Annotated in this window: 25 protein-coding genes; 13 read left to right on the plus strand and 12 right to left on the minus strand. The window is 62.4% G+C overall.

All coding sequences use genetic code 11. The features are described 5' to 3' along the window. Positions 1 to 31: 31 nt before the first annotated feature. A complete protein-coding gene (locus tag ACFX5Q_RS15300; protein ID WP_404279215.1) occupies positions 32 to 1,105 on the minus strand; it encodes an alpha/beta hydrolase in 1,074 nt (357 codons plus the stop codon). A gap of 90 nt (positions 1,106 to 1,195) precedes the next feature. Then, positions 1,196 to 2,599 carry an aminopeptidase P family N-terminal domain-containing protein gene (locus tag ACFX5Q_RS15305; protein ID WP_404279217.1) on the minus strand — a complete coding sequence of 468 codons (1,404 nt, stop codon included), beginning with the start codon at positions 2,597 to 2,599 and terminating at the stop codon, positions 1,196 to 1,198. Positions 2,600 to 2,720: 121 nt separating this feature from the next. On the opposite strand from ACFX5Q_RS15305, the gene ilvA reads away from it, so the two are divergent. Together ilvA and ACFX5Q_RS15315 are read left to right on the plus strand one after the other, a co-directional pair. Next, positions 2,721 to 3,977: a threonine ammonia-lyase IlvA gene (gene ilvA, locus ACFX5Q_RS15310; RefSeq protein WP_404279219.1), complete on the plus strand. Its 1,257-nt coding sequence runs from the start codon at positions 2,721 to 2,723 to the stop codon at positions 3,975 to 3,977. Positions 3,978 to 3,987: 10 nt separating this feature from the next. After that, the gene (locus tag ACFX5Q_RS15315; protein ID WP_404279221.1) at positions 3,988 to 4,551 is read left to right on the plus strand and encodes a DUF1697 domain-containing protein; all 564 of its coding nucleotides are present in this window, start codon (positions 3,988 to 3,990) and stop codon (positions 4,549 to 4,551) included. 8 nt (positions 4,552 to 4,559) lie between these two features. Here the strand turns inward: ACFX5Q_RS15315 and ACFX5Q_RS15320 are convergent, their stop codons facing one another. Next, a complete protein-coding gene (locus ACFX5Q_RS15320) occupies positions 4,560 to 4,853 on the minus strand; it encodes a DUF2218 domain-containing protein (protein ID WP_404279223.1) in 294 nt (97 codons plus the stop codon). 159 nt (positions 4,854 to 5,012) lie between these two features. Continuing rightward, complete coding sequence (gene gloA / locus ACFX5Q_RS15325) at positions 5,013 to 5,453, minus strand: lactoylglutathione lyase (RefSeq protein WP_404279225.1); 441 nt, start codon at positions 5,451 to 5,453, stop codon at positions 5,013 to 5,015. 215 nt (positions 5,454 to 5,668) lie between these two features. Here gloA and ACFX5Q_RS15330 point away from each other — a divergent pair, with 215 nt between their 5' ends. From ACFX5Q_RS15330 to ACFX5Q_RS15345, 4 genes are all read left to right on the plus strand, one after another. After that, entirely contained in the window at positions 5,669 to 6,265 is a 597-nt protein-coding gene (locus tag ACFX5Q_RS15330; protein WP_006200859.1) for a cold-shock protein, read from the plus strand. A 183-nt stretch (positions 6,266 to 6,448) separates the two neighbouring features. Beyond that, positions 6,449 to 7,012 carry a DUF192 domain-containing protein gene (locus tag ACFX5Q_RS15335; RefSeq protein WP_404279227.1) on the plus strand — a complete coding sequence of 188 codons (564 nt, stop codon included), beginning with the start codon at positions 6,449 to 6,451 and terminating at the stop codon, positions 7,010 to 7,012. Between the two features lie 16 nt (positions 7,013 to 7,028). Beyond that, a complete protein-coding gene (locus ACFX5Q_RS15340; protein WP_404279229.1) occupies positions 7,029 to 7,796 on the plus strand; it encodes an alpha/beta fold hydrolase in 768 nt (255 codons plus the stop codon). 60 nt (positions 7,797 to 7,856) lie between these two features. Further along, positions 7,857 to 8,351 (plus strand): GNAT family N-acetyltransferase, encoded by a 495-nt coding sequence (locus ACFX5Q_RS15345; RefSeq protein WP_404279231.1) that lies wholly within the window; start codon positions 7,857 to 7,859, stop codon positions 8,349 to 8,351. On the opposite strand, the gene ACFX5Q_RS15350 is transcribed toward ACFX5Q_RS15345, so the two are convergent. Further along, positions 8,348 to 8,956 (minus strand): hypothetical protein, encoded by a 609-nt coding sequence (locus tag ACFX5Q_RS15350; protein WP_404279394.1) that lies wholly within the window; start codon positions 8,954 to 8,956, stop codon positions 8,348 to 8,350. The two genes, ACFX5Q_RS15345 and ACFX5Q_RS15350, sit on opposite strands and share 4 nt — an antisense overlap. Before the next feature lie 123 nt (positions 8,957 to 9,079). Here ACFX5Q_RS15350 and cysE point away from each other — a divergent pair, with 123 nt between their 5' ends. Further along, a complete protein-coding gene (gene cysE, locus ACFX5Q_RS15355; protein WP_006200853.1) occupies positions 9,080 to 9,928 on the plus strand; it encodes a serine O-acetyltransferase in 849 nt (282 codons plus the stop codon). A 151-nt stretch (positions 9,929 to 10,079) separates the two neighbouring features. After that, complete coding sequence (locus tag ACFX5Q_RS15360) at positions 10,080 to 10,283, plus strand: DUF3126 family protein (protein ID WP_027166457.1); 204 nt, start codon at positions 10,080 to 10,082, stop codon at positions 10,281 to 10,283. An 80-nt stretch (positions 10,284 to 10,363) separates the two neighbouring features. Here ACFX5Q_RS15360 and ACFX5Q_RS15365 read toward each other — a convergent pair whose 3' ends face one another. Further along, entirely contained in the window at positions 10,364 to 11,095 is a 732-nt protein-coding gene (locus tag ACFX5Q_RS15365) for a hypothetical protein (RefSeq protein WP_404279235.1), read from the minus strand. Positions 11,096 to 11,223: 128 nt separating this feature from the next. Between ACFX5Q_RS15365 and ACFX5Q_RS15370 the strand changes: the two genes are divergently transcribed. Together ACFX5Q_RS15370 and ACFX5Q_RS15375 are read left to right on the plus strand one after the other, a co-directional pair. After that, positions 11,224 to 11,589 carry a DUF6949 family protein gene (locus ACFX5Q_RS15370; RefSeq protein WP_404279237.1) on the plus strand — a complete coding sequence of 122 codons (366 nt, stop codon included), beginning with the start codon at positions 11,224 to 11,226 and terminating at the stop codon, positions 11,587 to 11,589. A gap of 17 nt (positions 11,590 to 11,606) precedes the next feature. Beyond that, complete coding sequence (locus tag ACFX5Q_RS15375) at positions 11,607 to 12,134, plus strand: gamma carbonic anhydrase family protein (RefSeq protein ID WP_404279239.1); 528 nt, start codon at positions 11,607 to 11,609, stop codon at positions 12,132 to 12,134. 58 nt (positions 12,135 to 12,192) lie between these two features. Here the strand turns inward: ACFX5Q_RS15375 and ACFX5Q_RS15380 are convergent, their stop codons facing one another. From ACFX5Q_RS15380 to ACFX5Q_RS15405, 6 genes are all read right to left on the minus strand, one after another. Further along, entirely contained in the window at positions 12,193 to 12,747 is a 555-nt protein-coding gene (locus ACFX5Q_RS15380; RefSeq protein ID WP_404279241.1) for an ankyrin repeat domain-containing protein, read from the minus strand. 7 nt (positions 12,748 to 12,754) lie between these two features. Further along, positions 12,755 to 13,504, minus strand: a complete 750-nt coding sequence (locus ACFX5Q_RS15385; protein WP_404279243.1) for an NYN domain-containing protein — start codon at positions 13,502 to 13,504, stop codon at positions 12,755 to 12,757. A 356-nt stretch (positions 13,505 to 13,860) separates the two neighbouring features. Beyond that, positions 13,861 to 14,466: a transglutaminase-like cysteine peptidase gene (locus ACFX5Q_RS15390; protein ID WP_404279245.1), complete on the minus strand. Its 606-nt coding sequence runs from the start codon at positions 14,464 to 14,466 to the stop codon at positions 13,861 to 13,863. Positions 14,467 to 14,736: 270 nt separating this feature from the next. Beyond that, complete coding sequence (locus ACFX5Q_RS15395; RefSeq protein WP_006200844.1) at positions 14,737 to 15,354, minus strand: PilZ domain-containing protein; 618 nt, start codon at positions 15,352 to 15,354, stop codon at positions 14,737 to 14,739. A gap of 128 nt (positions 15,355 to 15,482) precedes the next feature. Beyond that, entirely contained in the window at positions 15,483 to 16,121 is a 639-nt protein-coding gene (locus ACFX5Q_RS15400; protein WP_404279247.1) for a PAS domain-containing protein, read from the minus strand. A gap of 426 nt (positions 16,122 to 16,547) precedes the next feature. Then, on the minus strand, positions 16,548 to 17,189 hold the full coding sequence (locus ACFX5Q_RS15405; RefSeq protein WP_404279249.1) for a DUF2182 domain-containing protein: 642 nt from the start codon (positions 17,187 to 17,189) through the stop codon (positions 16,548 to 16,550). Between the two features lie 436 nt (positions 17,190 to 17,625). Between ACFX5Q_RS15405 and ACFX5Q_RS15410 the strand changes: the two genes are divergently transcribed. The 3 genes from ACFX5Q_RS15410 (at position 17,626) to ACFX5Q_RS15420 (ending at position 20,543) form a co-directional block, all read left to right on the plus strand. Beyond that, positions 17,626 to 19,032 (plus strand): S8 family peptidase, encoded by a 1,407-nt coding sequence (locus ACFX5Q_RS15410; RefSeq protein ID WP_404279251.1) that lies wholly within the window; start codon positions 17,626 to 17,628, stop codon positions 19,030 to 19,032. Between the two features lie 171 nt (positions 19,033 to 19,203). Next, entirely contained in the window at positions 19,204 to 19,554 is a 351-nt protein-coding gene (locus tag ACFX5Q_RS15415; RefSeq protein ID WP_404279253.1) for a hypothetical protein, read from the plus strand. A 242-nt stretch (positions 19,555 to 19,796) separates the two neighbouring features. Further along, positions 19,797 to 20,543: a rhomboid family intramembrane serine protease gene (locus ACFX5Q_RS15420; RefSeq protein WP_404279255.1), complete on the plus strand. Its 747-nt coding sequence runs from the start codon at positions 19,797 to 19,799 to the stop codon at positions 20,541 to 20,543. The last annotated feature ends 74 nt before the right edge of the window (positions 20,544 to 20,617 follow it).

Genomic DNA, 20,617 nt, shown 5'->3' on the forward strand with positions numbered 1-20,617 from the left:
GAGCTAAAGGGGCGGCAGCCGAAGAACCACCTCATTGCCCGAGCAGGTTGATGCGGTCGGTCACTTCCTGGTCGCTGGCGAAGCCGTCATCGGCGCGCAGCCGCTGCCCGATCATCTTCACCAGTTCGGGATTGTCGGCGAATTTGGTGTGGTTGAACCTGTCCGATCCCTTGACGCTGGAGAGATCGACGACCGTCACGCCGTAGGTGGCGAGTTCGGCAGCGTCCTTGTAATCGCCGACGCGTGGCCGCGCACCGGCGATCAGGCCGGACAGCCTTAGCGCCCGGTCGTCGTCGGATAGCAGCAGGATGAACGGCTTGTCCGGCTTGCCGTAGCGGCGCATCTGGCTCTTGAACACGTCGACGTCGATATCGGGCGAGGCCAGCACGACATCGCCCAGCTTACCGCCGAGATCACGGTCGCCGGTGATGGCGAGCTGCCGCAATGTCTCCATGGTGACCCAGGTTCCGAGCGAATGCGCGACGATATCGATGCGCCGGGCGCCGGTCTGCGCCAGCATCCGCAGCGTCACTTCCAGCTGGTCGCGGGCCGCACTGGCGCTTTCCTTGTCGTAGACATAGTCGGTGGTCTTGGCACCCGACGCCCAGGAAAACAGCACCGGCGTGCCCGGATAGCCGGAATCGTGGACGATCTGGGTCAGCCGGTAGACGGCGTCGTCGAAGCCGGTGTTGTAGCCATGGACGAAGACCATGACGCGGCCGCCGCGTGCGGCGATGTCGGCGCTCAGCGCGCTGGAGAATTTTGGCTGGGTGTCGTAGCCCACAACCTCGGAGGCCATGAAATATTTGGCCGGGTCGTTAGACTTGCCGCGTGAGCGCCGCTCGATCTGGCCGGTCTCGTGGATTCCCGGAACGGTGACGTTGACGCGGGCATAGTTCAGCGTCGCCGAACGCTCGCCGTCGAACACCTTGTTGGGGTCGTCGGACTTCTTGCGGGTGGTGGCGATGAAGATCGAGTGGTTGCCGGCGATTTCCGTCACCGGCGTGGACACGACGGCGCTGCCGAGAATTTCCTCGGTCTTGCGGCCGCCACAGCCAGCAATCAGCAAGGCAAGGGCAAAGATGCAAATCGTCTTCAAACGCACTTTTTGAAATTCCACTCCGGCCCAACCTCCGCGACACCTCCCGGACAGGCGAAGTGCGGCAGAAGTAAGTCGTGTCCAGCCGAAATGTTGTCAGCGCCGGGCGACGGCCATCGCAGTGTTGCGCGAAAGCCAATAAGGCGGCAGGAAGGCCGGAATGTTGGAGAAGGGCAGTATCTCGGGCTTCAGCCGGATGCCGAGCACATCCACCATGAAGGCGCGGCGCGCCTCGATGCGGCGCCAGGCTTCCGGGTAGCGCGCCGCGATCTCCTCGCGCAGCGCCTCGTCGGCGAGCGCGATGCCGTCCTCGATGTTGGTGGTGAAATAGTCCGTCCCGGTCGCCGGGATGATGTCGATCTGCAGCGCCATGCCCGATTGCAGCTTGACCTGCGAACCGGAAAACACCGGCGAATGCATCCATTCGTCGATATGGACGAGATGGCCCGGATTGAGCGAGACACCGAAGAACGGATCGCCGATGCGGTCATGCACCGCCTTCCACAAGGCGCCGCCGGGAACGCCGATGCCGACCGTGTCGTACCAGTCGACGACGGCGGAAAAATACGGCGCGACCACTTTTTCGACATAGTCGCGGATGGCTGGCGGCAGATCGGCCGCGCTTTCGGCCAGAAAGCCGGCACGGGCATTGAGCGAGCCCTGGATGCCATAGGCCATGGTGATCGGGTCACCGCGCTTGATGACGTCGAGGCGGGGGCTCGGCAGGCCATAGGGCGCCCGCTTGCCGGCTGACAGCATCGGATGGCAGCACAGGGGCAGGCCGTTGATGCCCATCAGCCGCGTCGCCTGCAATTCGCTCATGCCGGGTTCGATGCCCCTGAGGACGTTGCGCAGGCCTTGCGAGGAAAAGGTCGCGGCGAATTCGAAGGCGGCCAGCTGGTCGGCCTCGTTGATCGCCCGCAGGCCGTCCGCCGGGTTCATCAGCAGATCCGCCGCGTTCAACACCGCGCCCTTGTCGCCGAAAAGCGCGCGCAGCGTGTCGGCGATGAAGGAGGGCAGGTCGAGTGTCGTCTCGCCGAAGCCGGCATCGCCGGCGCCGAATGGTTTCCAGCCGATGGCGCCGATGCGCTGGCCGGCTTTCAGGCCGCAACCGGCAAGGATGTCGGGCAGCGCGTCGGAGCGGTCGCGCGGCTGCGCCGGCAGCGAGAAGGTCTGGTAGAGGACACGTTCATAGGGCCCGTCGCAGATCTCGGCGTAGCCCCAGCCCTCATTGCCGACCAGCAGCTTCGGCGCTCTGCCGGGAAGGATGACCAGCAGCGTCTCCTCGAAACGGGGATCGTAGCCTGAGAGATAGGCGACATTGGCGGCATGCTCGCGGTCGCCATAGACGACGAAGGCATCGAAGCCTGCCCTTGAGCCGCGCGCCGCCAGTGCTTCGATGCGTGCCTCGTAGGTGGTTCGTGGGACGAGCGGCATCACCGTCGGCTCGCCGAATTCCGGCAATGACATGGTCTTTAAAGCGACGGCCGAAACGGACATGGATGGCTCCAATGGATTTCTGCTGGCGTGTTAAGACGGCCGCACGGCATCGGTGGCCGCAAACAGCGATTTGTGCAATAGGCTTCGCGTTCGAACCATTCGATCCAGAGGTGACGGCGCCATGAACAGTTTCTCCTCCCGCGTCGCCGCCGCCGCCACTGCGATCCGCCAGATCTTTCCGGAAACGCCGCTGCAGGAAAACGACTATCTGTCGAAGAAGACCGGGGCGCGGGTGCTCTTGAAGCGCGAGGACCTGACCCCGGTGCGCTCCTACAAGATCCGCGGCGCCTTCACCTTTTTCCGCAAGGCCCTCGCCGCCGGCAACGATGCCGAGCTTTTCGTCTGCGCCTCGGCCGGCAATCATGCGCAGGGCTTTGCCTTCGTCTGCCGCCATTTCGGCAAGAAGGGTGTCGTGTTCATGCCGGTGACGACACCGCAGCAGAAGATCGACAAGACGCGTCTGTTCGGCGGTGACTTCGTCGAGATCAGGCTGGTCGGCGACTTCTTTGACGATTGCTACCGCGCCGCCTTCGAATTCACCGAAAGTGCGGGCGCGCATATGGTGCCGCCTTTCGATCACAAGGACATCATAGAGGGGCAAGCGACCGTCGCCTATGAGATCGCCGACCAGATGCCTGGCGCGCGCATGCCCGACGTCATCATGCTGCCGGTCGGCGGCGGCGGCCTGGCCGCTGGCGTGACGCATTACTTCGCCGACCAGAACCGCGACACGCGCTTCGTGTTCTGCGAGCCGGCCGGAGCGCCGAGCCTGAGCGAAAGCCTGTCCACCGGAAAGCGGATCAAGCTCGCCAAGGTCGACAATTTCGTCGACGGTGCCGCGGTCGCCGAGATCGGCCGCGAACCACTGCGCCACCTCAAGGAGTTTGCCGCCGATGCCGTGCGGCTGATCCCGGAAAACCGGCTCTGCGCGACCATGATCGAGATGCTCAACGTCGAAGGCGTGGTGCTAGAGCCGGCCGGCGCGCTGGCGATCGACGCGCTGAAGGATTTTTCGAAGAAGGAGATAAGGGGCAAGACCATCGTCGCGGTGGTGTCGGGCGGCAACTTCGACTTCGAGCGGCTGCCCGATGTGAAAGAGCGGGCGCTGCGCTTCGAAGGACTGAAGAAGTACTTCATCATCCGCTTTCCGCAGCGGCCCGGCGCGTTGCGCGACTTCCTCGAAATGCTCGGGCCTGACGACGACATCGCCCGCTTCGAATATCTGAAGAAATCGGCGCGCAATTTCGGTTCGGTGCTGATCGGCATCGAAACCAAGGACCGCCGCAATTTCGATTTGCTGAAGGCCAATTTCGACGCCGAGGGCGTCCAGTACCAGGACATCACCGACAACGAGACGCTTGCCGGGTTCATCATATGAGCGGGCCAGAATGAGCGAAAAAGAGACGGTGTTCGTCGCGCTGTTTTCCGGCATCAATGTCGGCGGCAACCGCATCGTCAAGATGGCGGAGTTGCGAGCCTTCTTCGAGGAACTCGGCTTTTCCGGTGTTGCCACCTATGTGCAGAGCGGCAACGCCGTCTTCCGGGCGAAGAAGAGCGACGCGGCCAGCCTGACCAAACAGCTGGAAGCAGCCTTCGAGAAGAAATGGGGCTTTTACTCGCGCATCATGGTGCGCGACCTCGGCCGGTTCGAGCGGCTGGTGAAGGAAAACCCCTATCCGCAGGTCGCCGGCGACCCGACCAAGCTCCATGCCTATGTGCTGGAGCGCGAGCCGACCGCCGAGGAGATCGCGCGGCTTGCTGAAAAATGCACCGGCCCGGAAAGCTTCGAGGTCAAGGGCGACGTGCTTTACCTGCATGCACCGGACGGGCTCGGCAAATCGGTGTTTGCCGGACTGATCCCACGCACCCTCAAAGTGCCCGGTACCGCACGCAACTGGCGTTCGGTGCTGGCACTGCTGGAACTGGCCGGCGGGGCGGGCAGCTCCGGCTGACGCGCAGCCTAGGTCGCCGGAGCCTGTTTCCAGTCGAAGGTCAGTTCCTCGCGGAAGGCGAAGCGCTTGATGTGGTCGGCGACGACTGCTTCCAGGCGCTCGAGCGAACCGGCCTCATCCGATGTCACCGCGATGTGGAGGGCGGTTGCATCGGCGTCCATGACGGTGCGGCCCATAGAGAGGTCGATGGTGCCGTGGGTCGGGTCGAACTCGACTGGGAATTTGTGCGCCCAATGCTTGCAAAGCTGCTGCAGGTAACGGCTGGCATGTTCGGTGGCGACGTCGGCGCGGCTGGTCGGCATGTATGAGTTCTCCGGGGGAGGGCAGGCGCCCATGGCTTGACAGGGTGCCAGCCTTGCTAAGCTGGCGCGACAGCCGGGTACATAGGTGCCGTCGTGCGAAACGGCAAAGGACGCCGGGCGTCTCCGTCCGGCGGTACCCGCTCAAGATAAATTGATCGGCTACCAGCTTCCGGTGTTCGGCATCGAAGCCCAGGGCTCGGCCTTGGCCTTGGCCGGGCCTTTCTGCAGGAGCTCGATCGAGATGCCGTCCGGCGAGCGGATGAAGGCCATGTTGCCGTCGCGCGGCGGCCGGTTGATGGTGACGCCATTGTCCATCAGATGCTGGCAGGTGGCATAGATGTCGTCGACCTCATAGGCGAGATGGCCGAAATTGCGGCCGCCCTTGTAGTCTTCCGGATCCCAATTGTAGGTCAGTTCGACCAGCGGCGCCTTGTCTGCGATGCCGCTCTGCTCGTCCTCGGACGCGGCAAGGAAGATCAGCGTGAAACGCCCCTGCTCATTTTCGTGGCGGCGCACTTCCTTCATGCCGAGCTTGTTGCAGTAGAAATCGAGCGATGCATCGACGTCGGCGACGCGAACCATGGTGTGCAGATAGCGCATGTGATTTCCTCGATATGTTGGGGTGCGGCGCAACATAGGGGCCGCCCGGCCAAAGGGCAATTGCCGCATCCGGACGCGCCGGCAAACGACAAATCCGGTTTTCCTGTATTGAACCGTGAAAAAAGGCACGTCAGGCCTTGCACAGACCGGAATCCCCGGTGTTAATCTGATGTCAAGAATCAGTTGTGGTGTTCTTGAAAAAAGGGGGCGTTCTTATGGGGGAAAAGGCCTCTTTCACGGGGCGGGACGGAAGCCTTGACGACGCCTTGACGCGAGACAGCGGCGGCGACACCGCCGATCTTGTCGAAATCGCCGGTGCCATCAAGTGGTTTGACGTGGCCAAGGGCTACGGGTTCATTCTTCCGGACGATGGTGTATCCGGCGACATCCTCCTCCATGTGACATGCCTTCGAAAGGACGGGTTCCAGACCGCTCTGGAAGGCGCGCGCGTCGTCTGCCTCGTCAAGCAGGGCGAGCGCGGCCTGCAGGCTTTCCGGGTGCTGTCCATGGATGCCAGCACGGCCGTCCATCCTGCGGAGATGCAGGAGCAGCGCACCCACATCACGGTGACGCCCGAAAGCGGCCTCGAACGGGCGCTGGTGAAGTGGTTCAACCGCACCAAGGGATTCGGCTTCCTGACCCGCGGCGAGGGTACTGAGGACATTTTCGTCCATATGGAGACGTTGCGCCGCTACGGCATTACCGAGCTCAGGCCCGGTCAGGTCGTTCTGGTCCGCTTCGGCCGCGGCGACAAGGGCCTTATGGCCGCCGAAATCCACCCCGATGTGGGCACGTTGCCGGTCTCGCACTGAGGCGTGTTGATATTCAGCCGGCCTGCAAATGGCTGCTCGGCCTGACCTGAATCTCAACACACCTTGGAGCCTGATCCATCTCGGTTGAATCGGGATGGGGGTCTATCTTTTACTTGACCATCACCTTTTCCGAACCGAAGTTCTGGATTATGGCCCGGGACGAATTCCGGCCGAGGAAAATGTATGGCTCCCAGGAACTGGCTGACAGCGTGCGCGATGTGCGCCGCCTTGGCTTTCGCCGCGGCAGCGAGTGCTTATTTCTATTCGCAGCAGCCGACTGCGGCGGACGGCCAGGCAATGATCCTGCCCGTCGATCCGACGCCGCTGGTCGCGGTGACGAAGTCGGGCGAGCGTTCCTTTTCCATTGAAATCGCCGATGCGTCCGACGAGCGCGAGGCCGGCCTGATGTTCCGCAAGGACATGGCCGACGACCACGGCATGCTGTTCGTGTTCGAGAGTTCGGGGCCGCTGACCTTCTGGATGAAGAACACACCGATGCCGCTTGACCTGATCTTTGTCGGCCAGGACGGCAAGGTCCGCTCGATCAAGCGAGGCGAACCGGAATCCGAGGCGGTCATCTCGTCCGGTCTGCCGGTGCGCTTCGTGCTCGAACTCAAGGCGGGCACCGCCGCCAAGGACGGCATCGCGTATGGCGACCTGCTGCGCCACCCGGCAATCGGCACCGAACCCGGGTCCGCGATGCCGCCGGCGGACAAGGGCGACACGCCGAACATCGATTCCAACTGAGCATTTCGGATTGCCGATGCAGTTTCTTTCCCATGACGGCCTCGATCTTGCGTTCCTCGATCGCCAGCCGGCGTCGGGCCATGGCGATCCGGTGCTGATGGTCCACGGCTTTGCCTCCAGCCATTATGTCAACTGGGTGTCGCCCGGCTGGTTCAAGACGCTGAACGATGCCGGCTACCGCGCCATCGCTTTCGACAATCGCGGTCACGGTTCGTCGTCGAAGAGCTACAACGAGGCCGATTATACGCCCGCAAAAATGGCCTCGGACGGGGCAGCGCTGCTCGACCATCTCGGCATCGAGCGCGCGCATGTGATGGGCTATTCGATGGGCGCGCGCATTTCGGCTTTCCTCGCCTTGTCCGAGCCGGACAAGGTGGCGACGCTGGTGTTCGGGGGGCTCGGCATCGGCATGGTCGACGGCGTCGGCGACTGGGATCCGATCGCCGCAGCATTGCTTGCGGACGATCCCGATGCCACGACCCATCCGCGTGGCCGCTCGTTCCGCGCCTTCGCCGACCAGACGCGCAGCGACCGCCGCGCACTGGCCGCCTGCATCGCCACGTCACGCGAATTGCTCAGCGAGGACGACATGGCGCGCATTGCCCAGCCGACCCTGGTCGCCGTCGGAACGAAGGACGACATTGGCGGTTCACCGGACGAACTGGCGGCGCTGATGCCGAACGCCAGGGCTTTTCACATCGAGGCCCGCGACCATATGCTGGCGGTCGGCGACAAGAGCTTCAAACAGCGCGTGCTGGAGTTTTACGCCGAAAACCCCCTTTGAAGCAGCGGCGGCCCCGATGTCATCCGGTGCCGTACCCTTCAGCCTCGAACCCGAATTGCCATGGTCGACCTTCTCGTCACCTATATGGAGATGATCGTGCCGCCGTCCGGCGACGCCTTTGCGGCTCCCGCGCCGGGTGCGATGGTCGCGCACGAAACGCTCGATATCGACGGCTATGTCAGCCTCTACCGCGCCGTCGGTGAGCCCGTGCAGTGGGACCAGCGGCTGCGCATGGGTTCAGGCGAGCTCGAGCGACTGCTCGCGCTTGCATCGACGCATATCCTGCGTGTGGATGGCGAGGCCGCCGGTCTGTGCGAATTCAACGGCGTCGGCCAGGCGGACGTCGAGCTGACCTATTTCGGGCTCATCCCCAGATTTCAAGGCCGCAAACTCGGTCCGTTCCTGCTCGACCGATCGCTTCGCGCCGCCTGGTCGCATCGGCCCGAAAGGCTGTGGCTGCACACCGACACTTACGACCATCCCGGAGCGCAAGAGGTGTACAGGCGCGCCGGCTTCAAACCCTATGCGCAACGCATGGAGACGTTTCCGGATTAGGGTTCGAGCGCCGCGATCGATCGCGCAATGTTGCGCCGGGCTTGCGGTTCGAACCGCTGCCGGAATTCCTCGCTGTGATAGACATGCGGGCGGGCGAGGAACGTCTTCAGCATCGCGCTGCGACCGGCTCGCCACATCGGTTCCTCGACCCAGCCATATTCGCGGCGGACCGCCTGTTCATAGGCGTCGAACGCCTCCGGTGCGGCACCGAGGATCGAAAGGTCCATGTCGAGGAACAACGCCGCGTCGCGGATGGAGTGCTCGTCGCCAAGCCTTTGAAGGCTGGGCAGTTCGTGCGTGGCGGTCGCGACGATCATCGTGGCGACACGGCCAAGACGTTCCGGATCGGTGCGGCCGGCGAGTTTTTCCTCGGCAAGCGCTGCACTCCTGGCCTCGTTGTCCTTGGTCCGGCTGTCATAGATTGCGTCGTGGAACCAGATCGCTGCTTCGACGGCCCCAGGGTCGTGCAGCGAAGCGCGATAGTGCCTGGCCAGCGCCAGCATCGCCTCGATATGGGCGAGGTTGTGGTAGTGCCGATCCAGCGCCTGATAGAGCGCGGAAAGCGCGCGTTTCAACGGCTCGTCGATCAAGGGTTCGTTTTCCATGGCTGCTTGATTTTCCATGAACCAAATCCATTTGACAGAGCACTAAGGAAAATTGAGTTCAATCCTGCTACGATCTGGCTTATATGTGCGGCCGGAGAATAGCCGGCAGGCCGGAGACCGTCGATGAACAGCATTACAATTGCCCGTCCCAGTGTGGTGCAGCCGGTCGATCCGATCTGGCGCTCGATCCGCGATGAGGCGATGGAAGCGGTCAACCGCGATCCGCTGCTGGCGGCGTTCCTCTATTCCACCATCCTCAATCAGGAAAGCCTGGAGGAAGCGGTCATCCACCGGTTGGCCGAGCGCCTCGACCATCAGGACGTCGGCTCAGACCTCATTCGCCAGACCTTCAAATCGATGCTGGCCGACGACAAGGACTGGCCGACGACGGTGCGCGTCGACATCCAGGCCTATTACGATCGCGATCCGGCCTGCGACCGCTTCATCATGCCGGTGCTCTATTTCAAGGGTTTTCATGCCATCCAGACCCATAGGCTGGCGCATTGGCTGTGGAACCAGGGCCGCAGGGATTTCGCGCTCTATCTGCAGAGCCGCTCGTCCTCGGTGTTCCAGACCGACATCAATCCGGCCGCCCGCATCGGCAAGGGCATCTTCATCGATCATGCCACAGGCCTCGTCGTCGGCGAGACCGCGGTGATCGAGGACGACGTGTCGATCCTGCACGGCGTGACGCTCGGCGGTACCGGCAAGGCCGGCGGCGACCGTCATCCGAAGATCCGCCGTGGCGTGCTCATCGGCGCCGGCGCCAAGATTCTCGGCAACATCGAAGTCGGCCATTGCTCGAAGATCGCGGCCGGTTCGGTGGTGCTGTCGCCAGTGCCGCACAACAAGACGGTTGCCGGCGTGCCGGCGCGCGTCGTCGGCGAGACCGGTTGCGACCAGCCTTCGCGGCAGATGGACCAGCTTCTGCCGTCGCAGACGATGGACCACGTCGTCAGCTTCGACATCTGATTTTCGCGTCCGAGTGGGCAGCCGGATTCCGGGTGCCTGCTTCGGCCGCTCAGTTCCCGCGTCATATCCCTACGGCTTGCCTTTACATCGCCATCGTCTGCGTGTCAGAAGCGCGTTCCAACGAACAAGCCCGACATTTCGGAGAAGACTTTTGAAGCCGGACGAAATCAGAAAACTGGACGCCTATTTCAAGCGTGTCTTCCAAAATCCCAAGCTCCAGGTGAAGGCACGTCCGCGCAAGGAGGATTCGGCCGAGGTCTATGTCGGCGACGAATTCCTCGGCATCGTCTTCAAGGACGAGGATGACGGCGACTACAATTTCTCGATGGCGATCCTCGACATCGATCTGGCCTGAGCCTGAATTCGCGGCTGGCCGGTGCTGCAGCGATGCGGCCCGGACAGCCGTTTGCATTTGTGAATAGGCAACGAAGGGCTTTAGCGCACTGTCTTCAGCGCATGCGCGGTCTGGGCGGCAATCGCGGCATCAAGCGCCTGCCAGTCGCCGAGAAACTCCCGCGGAAAGCGATAGGTGAGGCTGAGGCCGTCGCCGACATGGATGTCGCGCTCGCAGGGCGCCAGCGATTCCTCGGCAGTCGGTCCGCTCAGGCAACGCGCGACGAACGGGTCCTTGCCTGGGCGGTTGGCGACCGCAAGCAGCTCGTTGAGGTAGCCTGATTTTTCGGTGAAGCGATAAAGCGTCGTGCCGCCTGGTCCTGCTATGCCCGGCTGGGCGATCAAGGCGCTGTAGATCGGGGTGAAGCGGCCGCTCATGTCGCGCGACATCATCTGTTGCTCGAACGACAGGAAGACGATGTCCCTGCTCGATCCGGTGTGATTGAAGTCGTCGCGGGCGGCGGCGCTGTAGCCGTCCATCTCGGGATAACGCAGATAGAGGTCGAGCCGCGAAGCGATGCCGTCGCGCCGCGCCTGCTCGAACCGGATCATGTTTGCCGGCACGGCGATGACATTGTTGCCGATCACCACCTCATGGATCGTCGTGTCGTCGGTGTAGCCGGCCATGGCGATCGAGCGGCCAAGCCATTTGCCGCCCAGGCTGATCACCACCGACACCAGCGCCAGCGCCGCGAAGATATAGAACACCCGCTTCATCAGCGTGGAATCGACGATGTCGAATTCCGGACCGTTAGCGGCCGCTGCCTGCTTCATCGCAATCCCCGATGTCGTCGCCCGTAACTCCCGCAGGTGTCCTGGGGCGGCACACATGGCGCGGCATGGCTCTTGCAGCGCCCGTTTCGAAACCGACTGTGCGGTTTCATGGTAAACGGGAGGTAAAGATGGGCCCCGTGGAGCTCGTTCTGTTTGCTTTTGCGGTCGGCCTGACCGCATGCGGCCTGGCCGGATCGGCGATGGAGCTGATGTCGGGTCGCCGGCTTGCCTTTGCCGAACCCTATGTCTCACCGACGCATGTCCTGCGCTCGCTGGCCGCGACGGCTTGCGCCGGGCCGTTCATGCTCGTCAACGATGCTTTGAACGCCCGCAGGCAAGGCCGCATCTCGACCTTGGCGCTGATCTCCTGCGGCTGCACGGCCGTCGCCTGGGCGTTGGCGCTGGGCGTCGTGCTGATCGCCATTGCGTCGTGGGCTGGCCCGCTAGGCACTTTTCCTGGAATTGCTCTAGTCTCGATCGACTACGTGGCTTGAGACGAATCGGAGACGAGATGCCGGCCTATGCGATCGATGGCAAAGCCCCCAGCTTCGAGGACGCCGACAGCAACTGGATCGCGCCGGACGCGACGCTGATCGGCGACATCAAGGTCGGCCGCAACGCCGGCTTCTGGTTCGGCGTCGTCATCCGGGGCGACAATGAGCCGATCGTCATAGGCGCCGAGACCAATGTGCAGGAACATACGGTAATGCACACCGATCCGGGCTTTCCGCTGACCATCGGCGAGGGCTGCACGATCGGCCACCGCGCGCTGCTGCATGGCTGCACGATCGGCGACAACAGCCTGATCGGCATGGGCGCAATCGTGCTCAATGGCGCGAGGGTCGGCAGGAATTCGCTGGTCGGCGCCGGCGCCCTGGTGACAGAAGGCAAGGAGTTCCCCGACAATTCGCTGATCGTCGGCTCGCCCGCGAAAGTGGTGAGGGAACTGGACGAAGCAGCGATCGCCAGGTTGCGCGGCTCGGCCGCACACTATGTCGCCAACGGCAAGCGGTTCAAGGCAGGGCTGAAGAAGGCCTGAGGTAAAATCCGGATAGGTCTTCGGCTCTTCCACTATGGTTGCGCACCACGATCGAGCATCAATCGGAACCGCGCCTGCGCATCGGATCACGCAGCAATGAAGCGCCGGCTTCGAAGCCGGCCGCATCGGCTTCCGCTAGGGCTGTCGTATAGTCATCGATGCGGGTTTTGAGCGACGGATCGGCGCCCGCCGCCAGAAGCAGGCGGATCGCTTCGGCGTCGCGAATGGCCACCGCATAGTGGAGCGGTGTCCAGTCGTTGACGCCCCGCATATCAGGATCCGCGCCGTGGTCGATCAGGATGCGGATGATTTCGAGCTTGTCCGTCCGCTCGGTGGACAGTGCCGCGATGATCGAAGGAAATCCGGCGTGGTCCCCGTAGTTCGGATTCGAACCCGCATCGAGCAAGGTCGAGATGAAGGGAGATGAGCTCCAGTAGATCGCATATTCCAGCGGATGGCCGAGGCCGAGCTCGAATGGCATCGCCTCGTCGTACCAGCGCGACGAGCCGCCGAGGGCCTTGCCAAGGCCCTCGAAGTCACCGGCCTTGAAGGCATCGTCGATGGCCTTGAACAGCCTGTGGCGCTCGCATCGGTCTTCCGGGATTTCCAGCATGACGGCGTCACTCGGATTTGCTTTTCCCTTTTTTCGCTGCAGCTTTGATCCGTATTCGCATGGCCCCACCTTTGGGATTTTCAATATCGAATGCGGCTGTATTCCTCACCAGGTCGCTAAGTTTGCTGAAGCCGTAGGTGCGAGGGTCGAAGTCGGAGAAGAGGTTTAAAAGCTGCTTGCCGAAGGTGCCTAGAAGCACCCAGCCATCTTCGCTTTCCATCTGGCCGATGACCTTCCGCAGTATGGGCGTCGCGGCGCTCGGCACCTCAAGTGGCTTTCTAGCCGGCGCAGCATCCTGACTATCCTCAGCGCTGCGGAGAAGGTTTTCGGTATAGACGAAACGGCGACATGCCTGCCGGAAACTCTCCGGGGTTTTCTGCTCCCCAAACCCGAACACATCAACGCCTTGTTCACGTATGCGGGCGGCAAGCCGGGTGAAGTCACTGTCGGAAGAGACCAGACAGAAGCCGTCGAAGCGACCACTGTGAAGCAGGTCCATCGCGTCGATCACGAGTGTGATATCGGAAGCGTTCTTCCCAGTGGTGTAAGCAAACTGCTGCTGCGGAATGATCGCGTGCTTCGACAAAACGTCAGCCCATCCCTTCGACCGGGCATTTGCGAAGTCACCATAGATGCGGCGGACGCTGGCCTCGCCGATCTTGGCGATCTCCTCGAACAGGCCGTCGACAATCTTGGCGGAAGCGTTATCAGCGTCGATAAGCACCGCCAAGCGCGGTGATCGGGGTTCGGTCGGCATGCAGGACTTCTCGCGGCTGGCGCACTCTCGGATTTCGAACTCTGGCCGGAGAAACCACGGCCGGACCCGGTTCGCGCTACTTGCTGTTGTAGCAGAGGCGGGCCGCAAACAGAAATCTGAGCTATTGAAACCGTATCTTCGGTCAGAATTTCAACAGCTTACTCCAGAAATGGCGGAGCCGGCCCGGGGACGGGGCCGGCTCCTAAAACCCGGTCGTTGGGGACGGGGAGGGTGGGGACTCGACCGGGTTTTCTCCCTAGGCGCGTCGCATTCATGCGATGCGCTTAACCTCTTGCTCTATGCTTGTCGTTATCCCAAAACCGCTGCGCACTTTTGGGCGACATGCATTGGCGTCCTCAGCGGACGCTGGCGACCGCGTCCTCGCGGCCATCGTTGATCGTCACCCAAACGCCCGAATTCTCCGTCGATTGGCGCTTCAGGTAGGTGTAGTCGGTGTCGGTCCAGGCCAGCACCTTGAGCTGCAGATTGTCGAGGATGAACTCGCCGAGGCTGGTGCGCACGGTGAGCACCGCGTGGCCGTCGCCGTTCGGCTGGCGCGCCACCGTCATCAGGAGGTCGCCGGCCGGGACGCCGATGTTCATCAGCTCGCGGCGCTTTTCCAGCGCATAGTCCTCGCAATCGCCAAAGCCGCTGTCGGGATAGGACCAGACCTCTTCCTTGCCCCACATTTCCATGTCGGTGCGCGGCGTGATCCTGGTGTTGACCGAATTGTTGATGCTGACGATCTTCGCCCAGAGCTTGCGGGTCAGTTCGATCGGTGCCTGCTTCGGCGTCCTTTCGGTGCATTCTCCTTGAAGCTTCTGGCAGAATTCGTAGTGGCCGACCGGCTGGGTGGTGCGGCCGCCCGTGTGCATGAAAACCGGCCCTGCATAGGCTGTAGCCAAAGCGGAAAGCTGCATCGCCATTGCCATGAGCAACAGCTCGCCCCTCGTCTTCTTCATTGTTTTAGTCTCCCCGTTTGAGGAGACCTTGTCACAGGCGGATTTATTTGACGCAAAAACGCGAAGTAGACATTGAGTAAAACGCCAATAGAATAAACATAAAATTTGAATTAGTTTGATCTAAAATTGCTTGGACCTTCTTCGGAGCCGGTTTTTGGCGGTATGCAACCCGTGTCTCAGCGTGGGTCATTTTGGTCGCGGGCGTCAGTGAGAACAACAAAAAAACCGGCCGCAATGGGCCGGTTCAATCGTCTGGCGGATTACCGCTCGTCAGGAGCGCGGCGCGTTGAATTCGGAGTCCAGGGTTTCCGGGCGCTGGATGACGGCGAATTCGACGGCGACGCCATCCTCGAAGTGACGCACCACCTGGCCGCGCATCGTGCCCAGCATGACCTGGATGCCGATGGCCGGCTTGACGTCGATCTCGATCGCCGCGCCCGACAGCGACAGGTCGATGATGCGGCACTGGTACTGGCGTCCGTCGGTAAGCTGGAGCACGCTCATCGGATTGCGCGGCGCGACGCGCTCGTGGCGGCGGTCTTCCGGAAGGTCGAGCTCATGCTTGTTAGCGAGCCAGGTCAGCTGCGCGGCGAGCTTGTCCTTCTTGCGCTCCGAGGCAATGACGGTCATGGCGAAGCCGTCCTGCGAGGTGCGGGTGACGACGCCTTCGATGCGGCCGATGTGGTCGATATAGGCGATGACTTTTTCGCCGGGCATGCCGATGCGCTCGGTACGCAACGCGACATTACCAGGCGACATGTCGATCACCTGGCACGGGTGCTCGGTGCGGTCTTCCAGCATGAAGCGCCCATAGATCTTGACCCGGACGCGCTGAAAGTTACGCCTTTCGGCGCGGGACGGCGCGTAGTCGACCGCCGCTGACCTCATGACTGCCTACACCCCGTTGGCATTCCCGCGCGTCGATGCGAGGAATTTCACCCGGAAAAGTACAGCCATGCAGGTTAACAAAGAAGAAAAGTCCGCCGTCAGCCTTAAGATAAGACTTCAGATTTGAACTATTCCCCACGCCCGCCGTCGAACACCACGAGATGGCGGATGCGACGCGCGCGGCCGAGCGCCGAAATCGTTTCGGGCGGGTCGTATTCGGAGGGGACAAGCGAGGGAACGCTGATCGCCGGCCGGTTCTTCAGGAACATCGGCTCCTTGTCCGGATCGACGACGCGGATCGAATCGATCAGCGCATCGGTGATCGGATCGGCACCTAGCCAGAACGGCCTTTCGGCGGCGCTGATGACGCCCAGGCAGCGCGGATTCTCGACGCCGCCGTCGAGCGGCAGGGCAAGCAGTTCGAATTTGTTGGAACGGCCGTTGCGGCTAAAACCCTCATAGGTGATGAGCACCACCGACTTCTGGTCGAAGACGCCGTGAACCAGCCGCGCGACGAGCCGCTGGTCCTTCTCGCGCCACAGGGAGGGAAAGGAGAACCCCTTGAGTTCACGGCCATATCCGGCGCAAAGCCTGGTGCCGGCAAGCCGGAACACCGCTTCGCCGCGCGTATCCCTTTCGAGGATGAACGTGTCGGCAAGCAGCGATTTGATATCGGCGGGCTCCACTTCCGAACGCTTCGGGGCGGAGCGCCCATCACGCAGCCGGTTCCAATAATGGAACAGCGTGATCGATCCGTTCTGGTTCATTTTGTGCTCTTCCGCGCAATCTGTCTTTTCATGTCCCATCGGCGAACAGACAGGGCGCCCTCCGATGACTACATGCGTTGCGTTGCAGGATGCGTGCCAGCATCGTTAACACTTGTTCACGGGTCGGGGACGTTAAGGTTAACAAGTGGTTTACATTGCTGTCCGGCGGCGGCTGTGGCACACCAAAACCACTCCAAAAACGGTCGTTTCGCAACGATCGGCAGCACTTCAGTCAAGAGTTCAGGGGAGCAGGGGACTCGACCAGCCGTTCAAGGGGGGACCTTGAACGGCTTCTTTTTTGATTCGCGCCGGATGATTCGTTCCGGCGATTCGCCGCCGTGCGATCTGCTAGAGCGATTCACCGTTTCACGGAAACGCAGAACCGCTCTATCCTTTTGTTTTGATGCAATTCCGGACGGAAAACCGCTACGCACTTTCCTGGAATTGCTCTAGCTGCGCGGCGGTCGCATCCCCATTTGCGCAACCGCAATGCGGATGGCCTTGCCCGGGCCGCGCCAGCTCCAGCGCGCTGTCATCGGCCGGTCGAGACGCTCGGCGAAAAGCCACAGCGCGACCGCGGCCATGGCGGCGATATGCCCATACGGAACCAGCAAGGGCGCCGTGCGTCGCGCCGAAATGGATCGCGTCGAGATCGGCCGCCGGCCCGAACGCGGCCAGCTCCGGCCGGACGTGGCATCGATTGAGACAAATCTGCTTGGCGGGTGAAATCTGCCAAACAAGGGCGAGCATTGCCGCTGCCGTGAGCGGCAGCCAAGATGCCGGAGCGGTCAGCCGCACCGCGAAGGCCAAGGACAGCAGCACGGCGCCCGCAACCATCCAGCTTGCGGCATAGCCGCGATGCCATGGCAGGAAATACCAGCTGCCGTGCTGGCACTGCTGCCAGAAACGCTTGATGTTGGCGCTGCTGGGCAGCGGGTCGGACGAACTCAGATAACCGAGCTGTTTCCAGAGCGACCGGTCGATCCCGTGGATGGCACCATAGAAACGCCAGCTCGTCGCTTGGCGAGCGCTCGCGACTTCATCGCTGCAACGCCTCGTGCGTACCACAGGATCGGCGCGGCCCAGTCATTGCCGAGTTCCCAGACGTTCTTACGCATGTACTGCATGATCGCCTCCCTCAAACATGGCCGATGAATTATTTGCCCGACGTTATGTCCCCAAAGCATTGATGTACAAGTGGGGTCACCGTTGCTTCGATAAATATTTTCCTAAGTGAGTAATTTCACATAGCATGAGGGATCGACAAACTAAGATGGCCGATGGCGCAGGACAAGCATCGAAGCAAGACAAGCATCGAATATGTTTGCAATGCCGCCGAATTTTCAAAATCGAAATAAGTGGGCGCCTCCACAAAACAATCGTCGACCACGGTCCCCGGCATCTGCTTCGGCAGGGCGGCCGGTTTCGACCCGGTCCGCCATGGATGGCGTCGGCGCATGGGCAGCAGTGCAACGCAGCTTGAAACCATAGACGGGAGGACATCATGGCCAATCAGGACATCGCAGAAACCATCGCGTCGGTCGGCTACGCGAAGGTCATCGTAACGCTGACCCCGGTTGGGCTCGGGGCCGGTCTTGCTGCGGCGGCGCGAGGCGGCGTCGACAGTTCAGCGTCTCGCGACGCTGAAGCGCAATTGCAGGATCACTTTATCGTCCCCAGCGAAGCACAGCAGGAAAGCCTGGCGCTCGACGCCCGAGCTTCCGCCAGCCGCAGTTTCCGGCGGGCCGTGGATCCGGCGACGCGCCGCATGCGCGTCTATCCTCATCTGGGCTTCGCCACGGGCTTTGTCGATGCAGCCGGCATGGCTGCCCTCGAGACGAGTCCGACTGCGGGAAGCATCGTCAAGGCGCCGGAATTGAGCCTCATCCGGCCGACGAGCATCAGGCCGGCACGGCCCAGGAAAACGGTGAGCTGGGGGCTGCGCCGGCTGGGCGTGGAGGATATGTGGAATGCCGGGTTCGACGGCAAGGGTGTCGTCGTTGGCCATCTCGATACGGGCATCGACGGCGACCATCCATCGCTCAAGGGCGCCATCTTCGATTTCGCCGAGTTCGACCTGGCAGGCGACAAGGTCCCCGACGCCAAGCCGCATGACAGCGACGAGCACGGCACCCACACGGCCGGCACCATAGTCGGACGGGCGGGAGAGAAGGGTGCCTTCGGCGTTGCGCCGGGAGCGCAGATCGCCAGCGCCATGGTGATCGAAGGCGGCCAGGTGATCGACCGGATTTTGTCCGGGATGGATTGGATTATCGAAAAGAAGTGTCCCATTCTCAGCATGTCGCTGGGCTTGCGGGGCTTTACGCCCGCATTCCAGCAGATCATCAATGCGCTGCGTGCTGGCGGCGTGCTGCCGGTTTTCGCGGTCGGCAATGAAGGGCCGCTGACCAGCCGTTCCCCGGGCAATTATGAAAATGTCCTTTCCGTCGGGGCGATGGATCAGGCGGACGCGGTGGCGTCGTTCTCGAGCGGTCAGAAATTCGACCGGCCGGCGGATCCGCTGGTGCCCGATCTGGTGGCGCCTGGGGTCGGGATCCTCTCCTGCATCCCAGGCGGAAAGTTTGCCGAAATGGACGGCACGTCCATGGCGACGCCGCATGTCGCGGGGCTGGCGGTGCTGCTCAAGCAGGCAAAGCCGGCAGCGAGCATCGACCAGATCGAGCAGGCGATCATCGGCTCCTGCACATTGCCGGCGGGCATGCTGAAGGCACGCGGCAACCGCGGGCTGCCCGACGTGCGGCGCGCCTTCCAGTTGCTGACGGGTTCGCCTTTGCCAGTGAAAGGCCCGGCAGTCGCAGTGGCTTCGCGGCGGAAGGTCTCGAAAGCAAAGCCGGTCACCAGACGCGCGACCAAATCGACGGGCAAGAAAGTTGCTGCTGCCAGAATCTAGTCCTTTGCGCGTCCCAAATGGATGCGCGGTGCTGCAGTGTGGCATCCGAAATTCGCATCATCCCGAAAGGGCTGCGAATTTCGGACCCAGGCCGTCGAAGCCGAAACCTGCCGCCTGTCATTTGCAAGATCGGGCCTATATATTGCCGCAGGGAAACCGGAGGCTTGCGACATGGCCGATGAAAAGACATCTCAGGAATGGAGCCCGGCGGCCATCAAAGACGAGCTTGAGCGCCAGGCGCGCTCCGGCAAGCCGGTGAGTGCGCAGGTTTTCTTCAACGACGACGTCGCCGGCGCAGCATTGCCCGAGACCGTTTCGCGCGTGATCGAGCAGGCCGAAAAAAGCGTCGGAAAGCCTGGCGCGGTGACATTGGGAAAGGTCCGTCCTTCGGCCAACTCCGCATCCGTGAGCGGAGATCCCGACGCCATAGGCGCCATGCTCGAGAGCGCCGAGGTCAAGACAGTATTGCCGAATGTCGTCGACGACATCTTGCCGAAACCGGTCAAGCGAGAGTTGCGCTAGGGCTCCAGGTAGCCTCTTTTGAACACGCGGCGAAATCGCGCCAATTGTAGTCGCCAATCGAGCAACCTGGCGGTGCTCAAGCCTGCCGTGAAAACAAGCTGCCCGCGGCCATATGGCGAAGTGGGGGTTCCCGTGGCGCTCGCCAGAGGGAGCGCTCGTCCGGCGGAGGCGGAGAGAAAAATTCCCGCTCAGACCCGCTTTGCTCTAAATGCTCAACATCCGAATCCCTGGAACAAATGTGAATGAGTGAACCGGCAAGTCCTTCCGAAACCGAACAGCAGGATGAGGCCCCGGAGCCGCGCCGCGAGCCGGTGTTCAACCTGCCGCCGGTAGTGCTGGCGGTGATCGGCATCTGCGTCGCCGTCCACCTGATCCGCGTCTACGGGCTCACCGACGACCAGGATTTTGCCCTGCTGGTGCGGACCGCCTTCGTGCCGATCCGCTACTCCGGCCAGTTCGATCTCGATGTCTACGCGTTCACCAGCCCCTTCACCTATGCCTTCCTGCATGGCGGCTTCGCGCATCTGGCCATCAACATGGTGTGGCTCGCGGCTTTCGGCTCGCCGCTGGCGAACCGGTTCGGCACGTTCTGGTTCTCGCTGTTCTTCGCCGCGACCGGACTGGCGGCGGTGGTGCTGTTCTGGGCCGTGCATCCGCTCGGCCAGGCGCCGCTGGTCGGCGCTTCGGGCGCCATTTCAGGCATGATGGGGGCGGCGGCGCGCTTTGGGTTCCGCATCGACCGCTCTTCGGGCAAGGCCGCCTTTGCCGGTGCGCCGCTGCCGATCGCGGAGGTGCTGCGCTCGCGCGGCGTCATGACCTTTCTCGGCGTCTGGATGGTGATCAATCTCGTCACCGGCCTTATCGGCTTTGCACCCGGTGTTGACAGCCAGATCGCCTGGGAAGCCCATACTGGCGGCTTTGTCGCCGGCTTCTTCGGCGTGCACCTTTTCGATCGGCGCCAGCAGGACGTCCACGCAGACGAGCAATGACCGCCGCACTTGAAATGCAACCAATCACGGCGCACGATGTTCACCGGAACGTGAATGCCGGTCAGGGCAGGAAC

The sequence above is a fragment of the Mesorhizobium sp. IMUNJ 23033 genome, from assembly GCF_044778005.1.
In the GTDB taxonomy this organism is placed as follows: Bacteria; Pseudomonadota; Alphaproteobacteria; order Rhizobiales; family Rhizobiaceae; genus Mesorhizobium; species Mesorhizobium amorphae_A.

What these genes read in the sequence shown, in the direction of transcription:
- ACFX5Q_RS15375 (WP_404279239.1), top strand. Translation starts at nt 11,607, where the DNA reads ATGCCGGCCTATGCGATCGATGGCAAAGCCCCCAGCTTCGAGGACGCC.
- ACFX5Q_RS15365 (WP_404279235.1), bottom strand. Translation starts at nt 11,095, where the DNA reads ATGAAGCAGGCAGCGGCCGCTAACGGTCCGGAATTCGACATCGTCGAT.
- ACFX5Q_RS15415 (WP_404279253.1), top strand. Translation starts at nt 19,204, where the DNA reads ATGGCCGATGAAAAGACATCTCAGGAATGGAGCCCGGCGGCCATCAAA.
- ACFX5Q_RS15385 (WP_404279243.1), bottom strand. Translation starts at nt 13,504, where the DNA reads ATGCCGACCGAACCCCGATCACCGCGCTTGGCGGTGCTTATCGACGCT.
- ilvA (WP_404279219.1), top strand. Translation starts at nt 2,721, where the DNA reads ATGAACAGTTTCTCCTCCCGCGTCGCCGCCGCCGCCACTGCGATCCGC.
- ACFX5Q_RS15400 (WP_404279247.1), bottom strand. Translation starts at nt 16,121, where the DNA reads ATGAACCAGAACGGATCGATCACGCTGTTCCATTATTGGAACCGGCTG.
- ACFX5Q_RS15350 (WP_404279394.1), bottom strand. Translation starts at nt 8,956, where the DNA reads ATGGAAAACGAACCCTTGATCGACGAGCCGTTGAAACGCGCGCTTTCC.
- ACFX5Q_RS15420 (WP_404279255.1), top strand. Translation starts at nt 19,797, where the DNA reads ATGAGTGAACCGGCAAGTCCTTCCGAAACCGAACAGCAGGATGAGGCC.
- cysE (WP_006200853.1), top strand. Translation starts at nt 9,080, where the DNA reads ATGAACAGCATTACAATTGCCCGTCCCAGTGTGGTGCAGCCGGTCGAT.
- ACFX5Q_RS15395 (WP_006200844.1), bottom strand. Translation starts at nt 15,354, where the DNA reads ATGAGGTCAGCGGCGGTCGACTACGCGCCGTCCCGCGCCGAAAGGCGT.
- ACFX5Q_RS15380 (WP_404279241.1), bottom strand. Translation starts at nt 12,747, where the DNA reads ATGCTGGAAATCCCGGAAGACCGATGCGAGCGCCACAGGCTGTTCAAG.
- ACFX5Q_RS15345 (WP_404279231.1), top strand. Translation starts at nt 7,857, where the DNA reads ATGGTCGACCTTCTCGTCACCTATATGGAGATGATCGTGCCGCCGTCC.
- ACFX5Q_RS15305 (WP_404279217.1), bottom strand. Translation starts at nt 2,599, where the DNA reads ATGTCCGTTTCGGCCGTCGCTTTAAAGACCATGTCATTGCCGGAATTC.
- ACFX5Q_RS15410 (WP_404279251.1), top strand. Translation starts at nt 17,626, where the DNA reads ATGGCCAATCAGGACATCGCAGAAACCATCGCGTCGGTCGGCTACGCG.
- ACFX5Q_RS15340 (WP_404279229.1), top strand. Translation starts at nt 7,029, where the DNA reads ATGCAGTTTCTTTCCCATGACGGCCTCGATCTTGCGTTCCTCGATCGC.
- gloA (WP_404279225.1), bottom strand. Translation starts at nt 5,453, where the DNA reads ATGCGCTATCTGCACACCATGGTTCGCGTCGCCGACGTCGATGCATCG.
- ACFX5Q_RS15315 (WP_404279221.1), top strand. Translation starts at nt 3,988, where the DNA reads ATGAGCGAAAAAGAGACGGTGTTCGTCGCGCTGTTTTCCGGCATCAAT.
- ACFX5Q_RS15390 (WP_404279245.1), bottom strand. Translation starts at nt 14,466, where the DNA reads ATGAAGAAGACGAGGGGCGAGCTGTTGCTCATGGCAATGGCGATGCAG.
- ACFX5Q_RS15320 (WP_404279223.1), bottom strand. Translation starts at nt 4,853, where the DNA reads ATGCCGACCAGCCGCGCCGACGTCGCCACCGAACATGCCAGCCGTTAC.
- ACFX5Q_RS15370 (WP_404279237.1), top strand. Translation starts at nt 11,224, where the DNA reads ATGGGCCCCGTGGAGCTCGTTCTGTTTGCTTTTGCGGTCGGCCTGACC.
- ACFX5Q_RS15335 (WP_404279227.1), top strand. Translation starts at nt 6,449, where the DNA reads ATGGCTCCCAGGAACTGGCTGACAGCGTGCGCGATGTGCGCCGCCTTG.
- ACFX5Q_RS15330 (WP_006200859.1), top strand. Translation starts at nt 5,669, where the DNA reads ATGGGGGAAAAGGCCTCTTTCACGGGGCGGGACGGAAGCCTTGACGAC.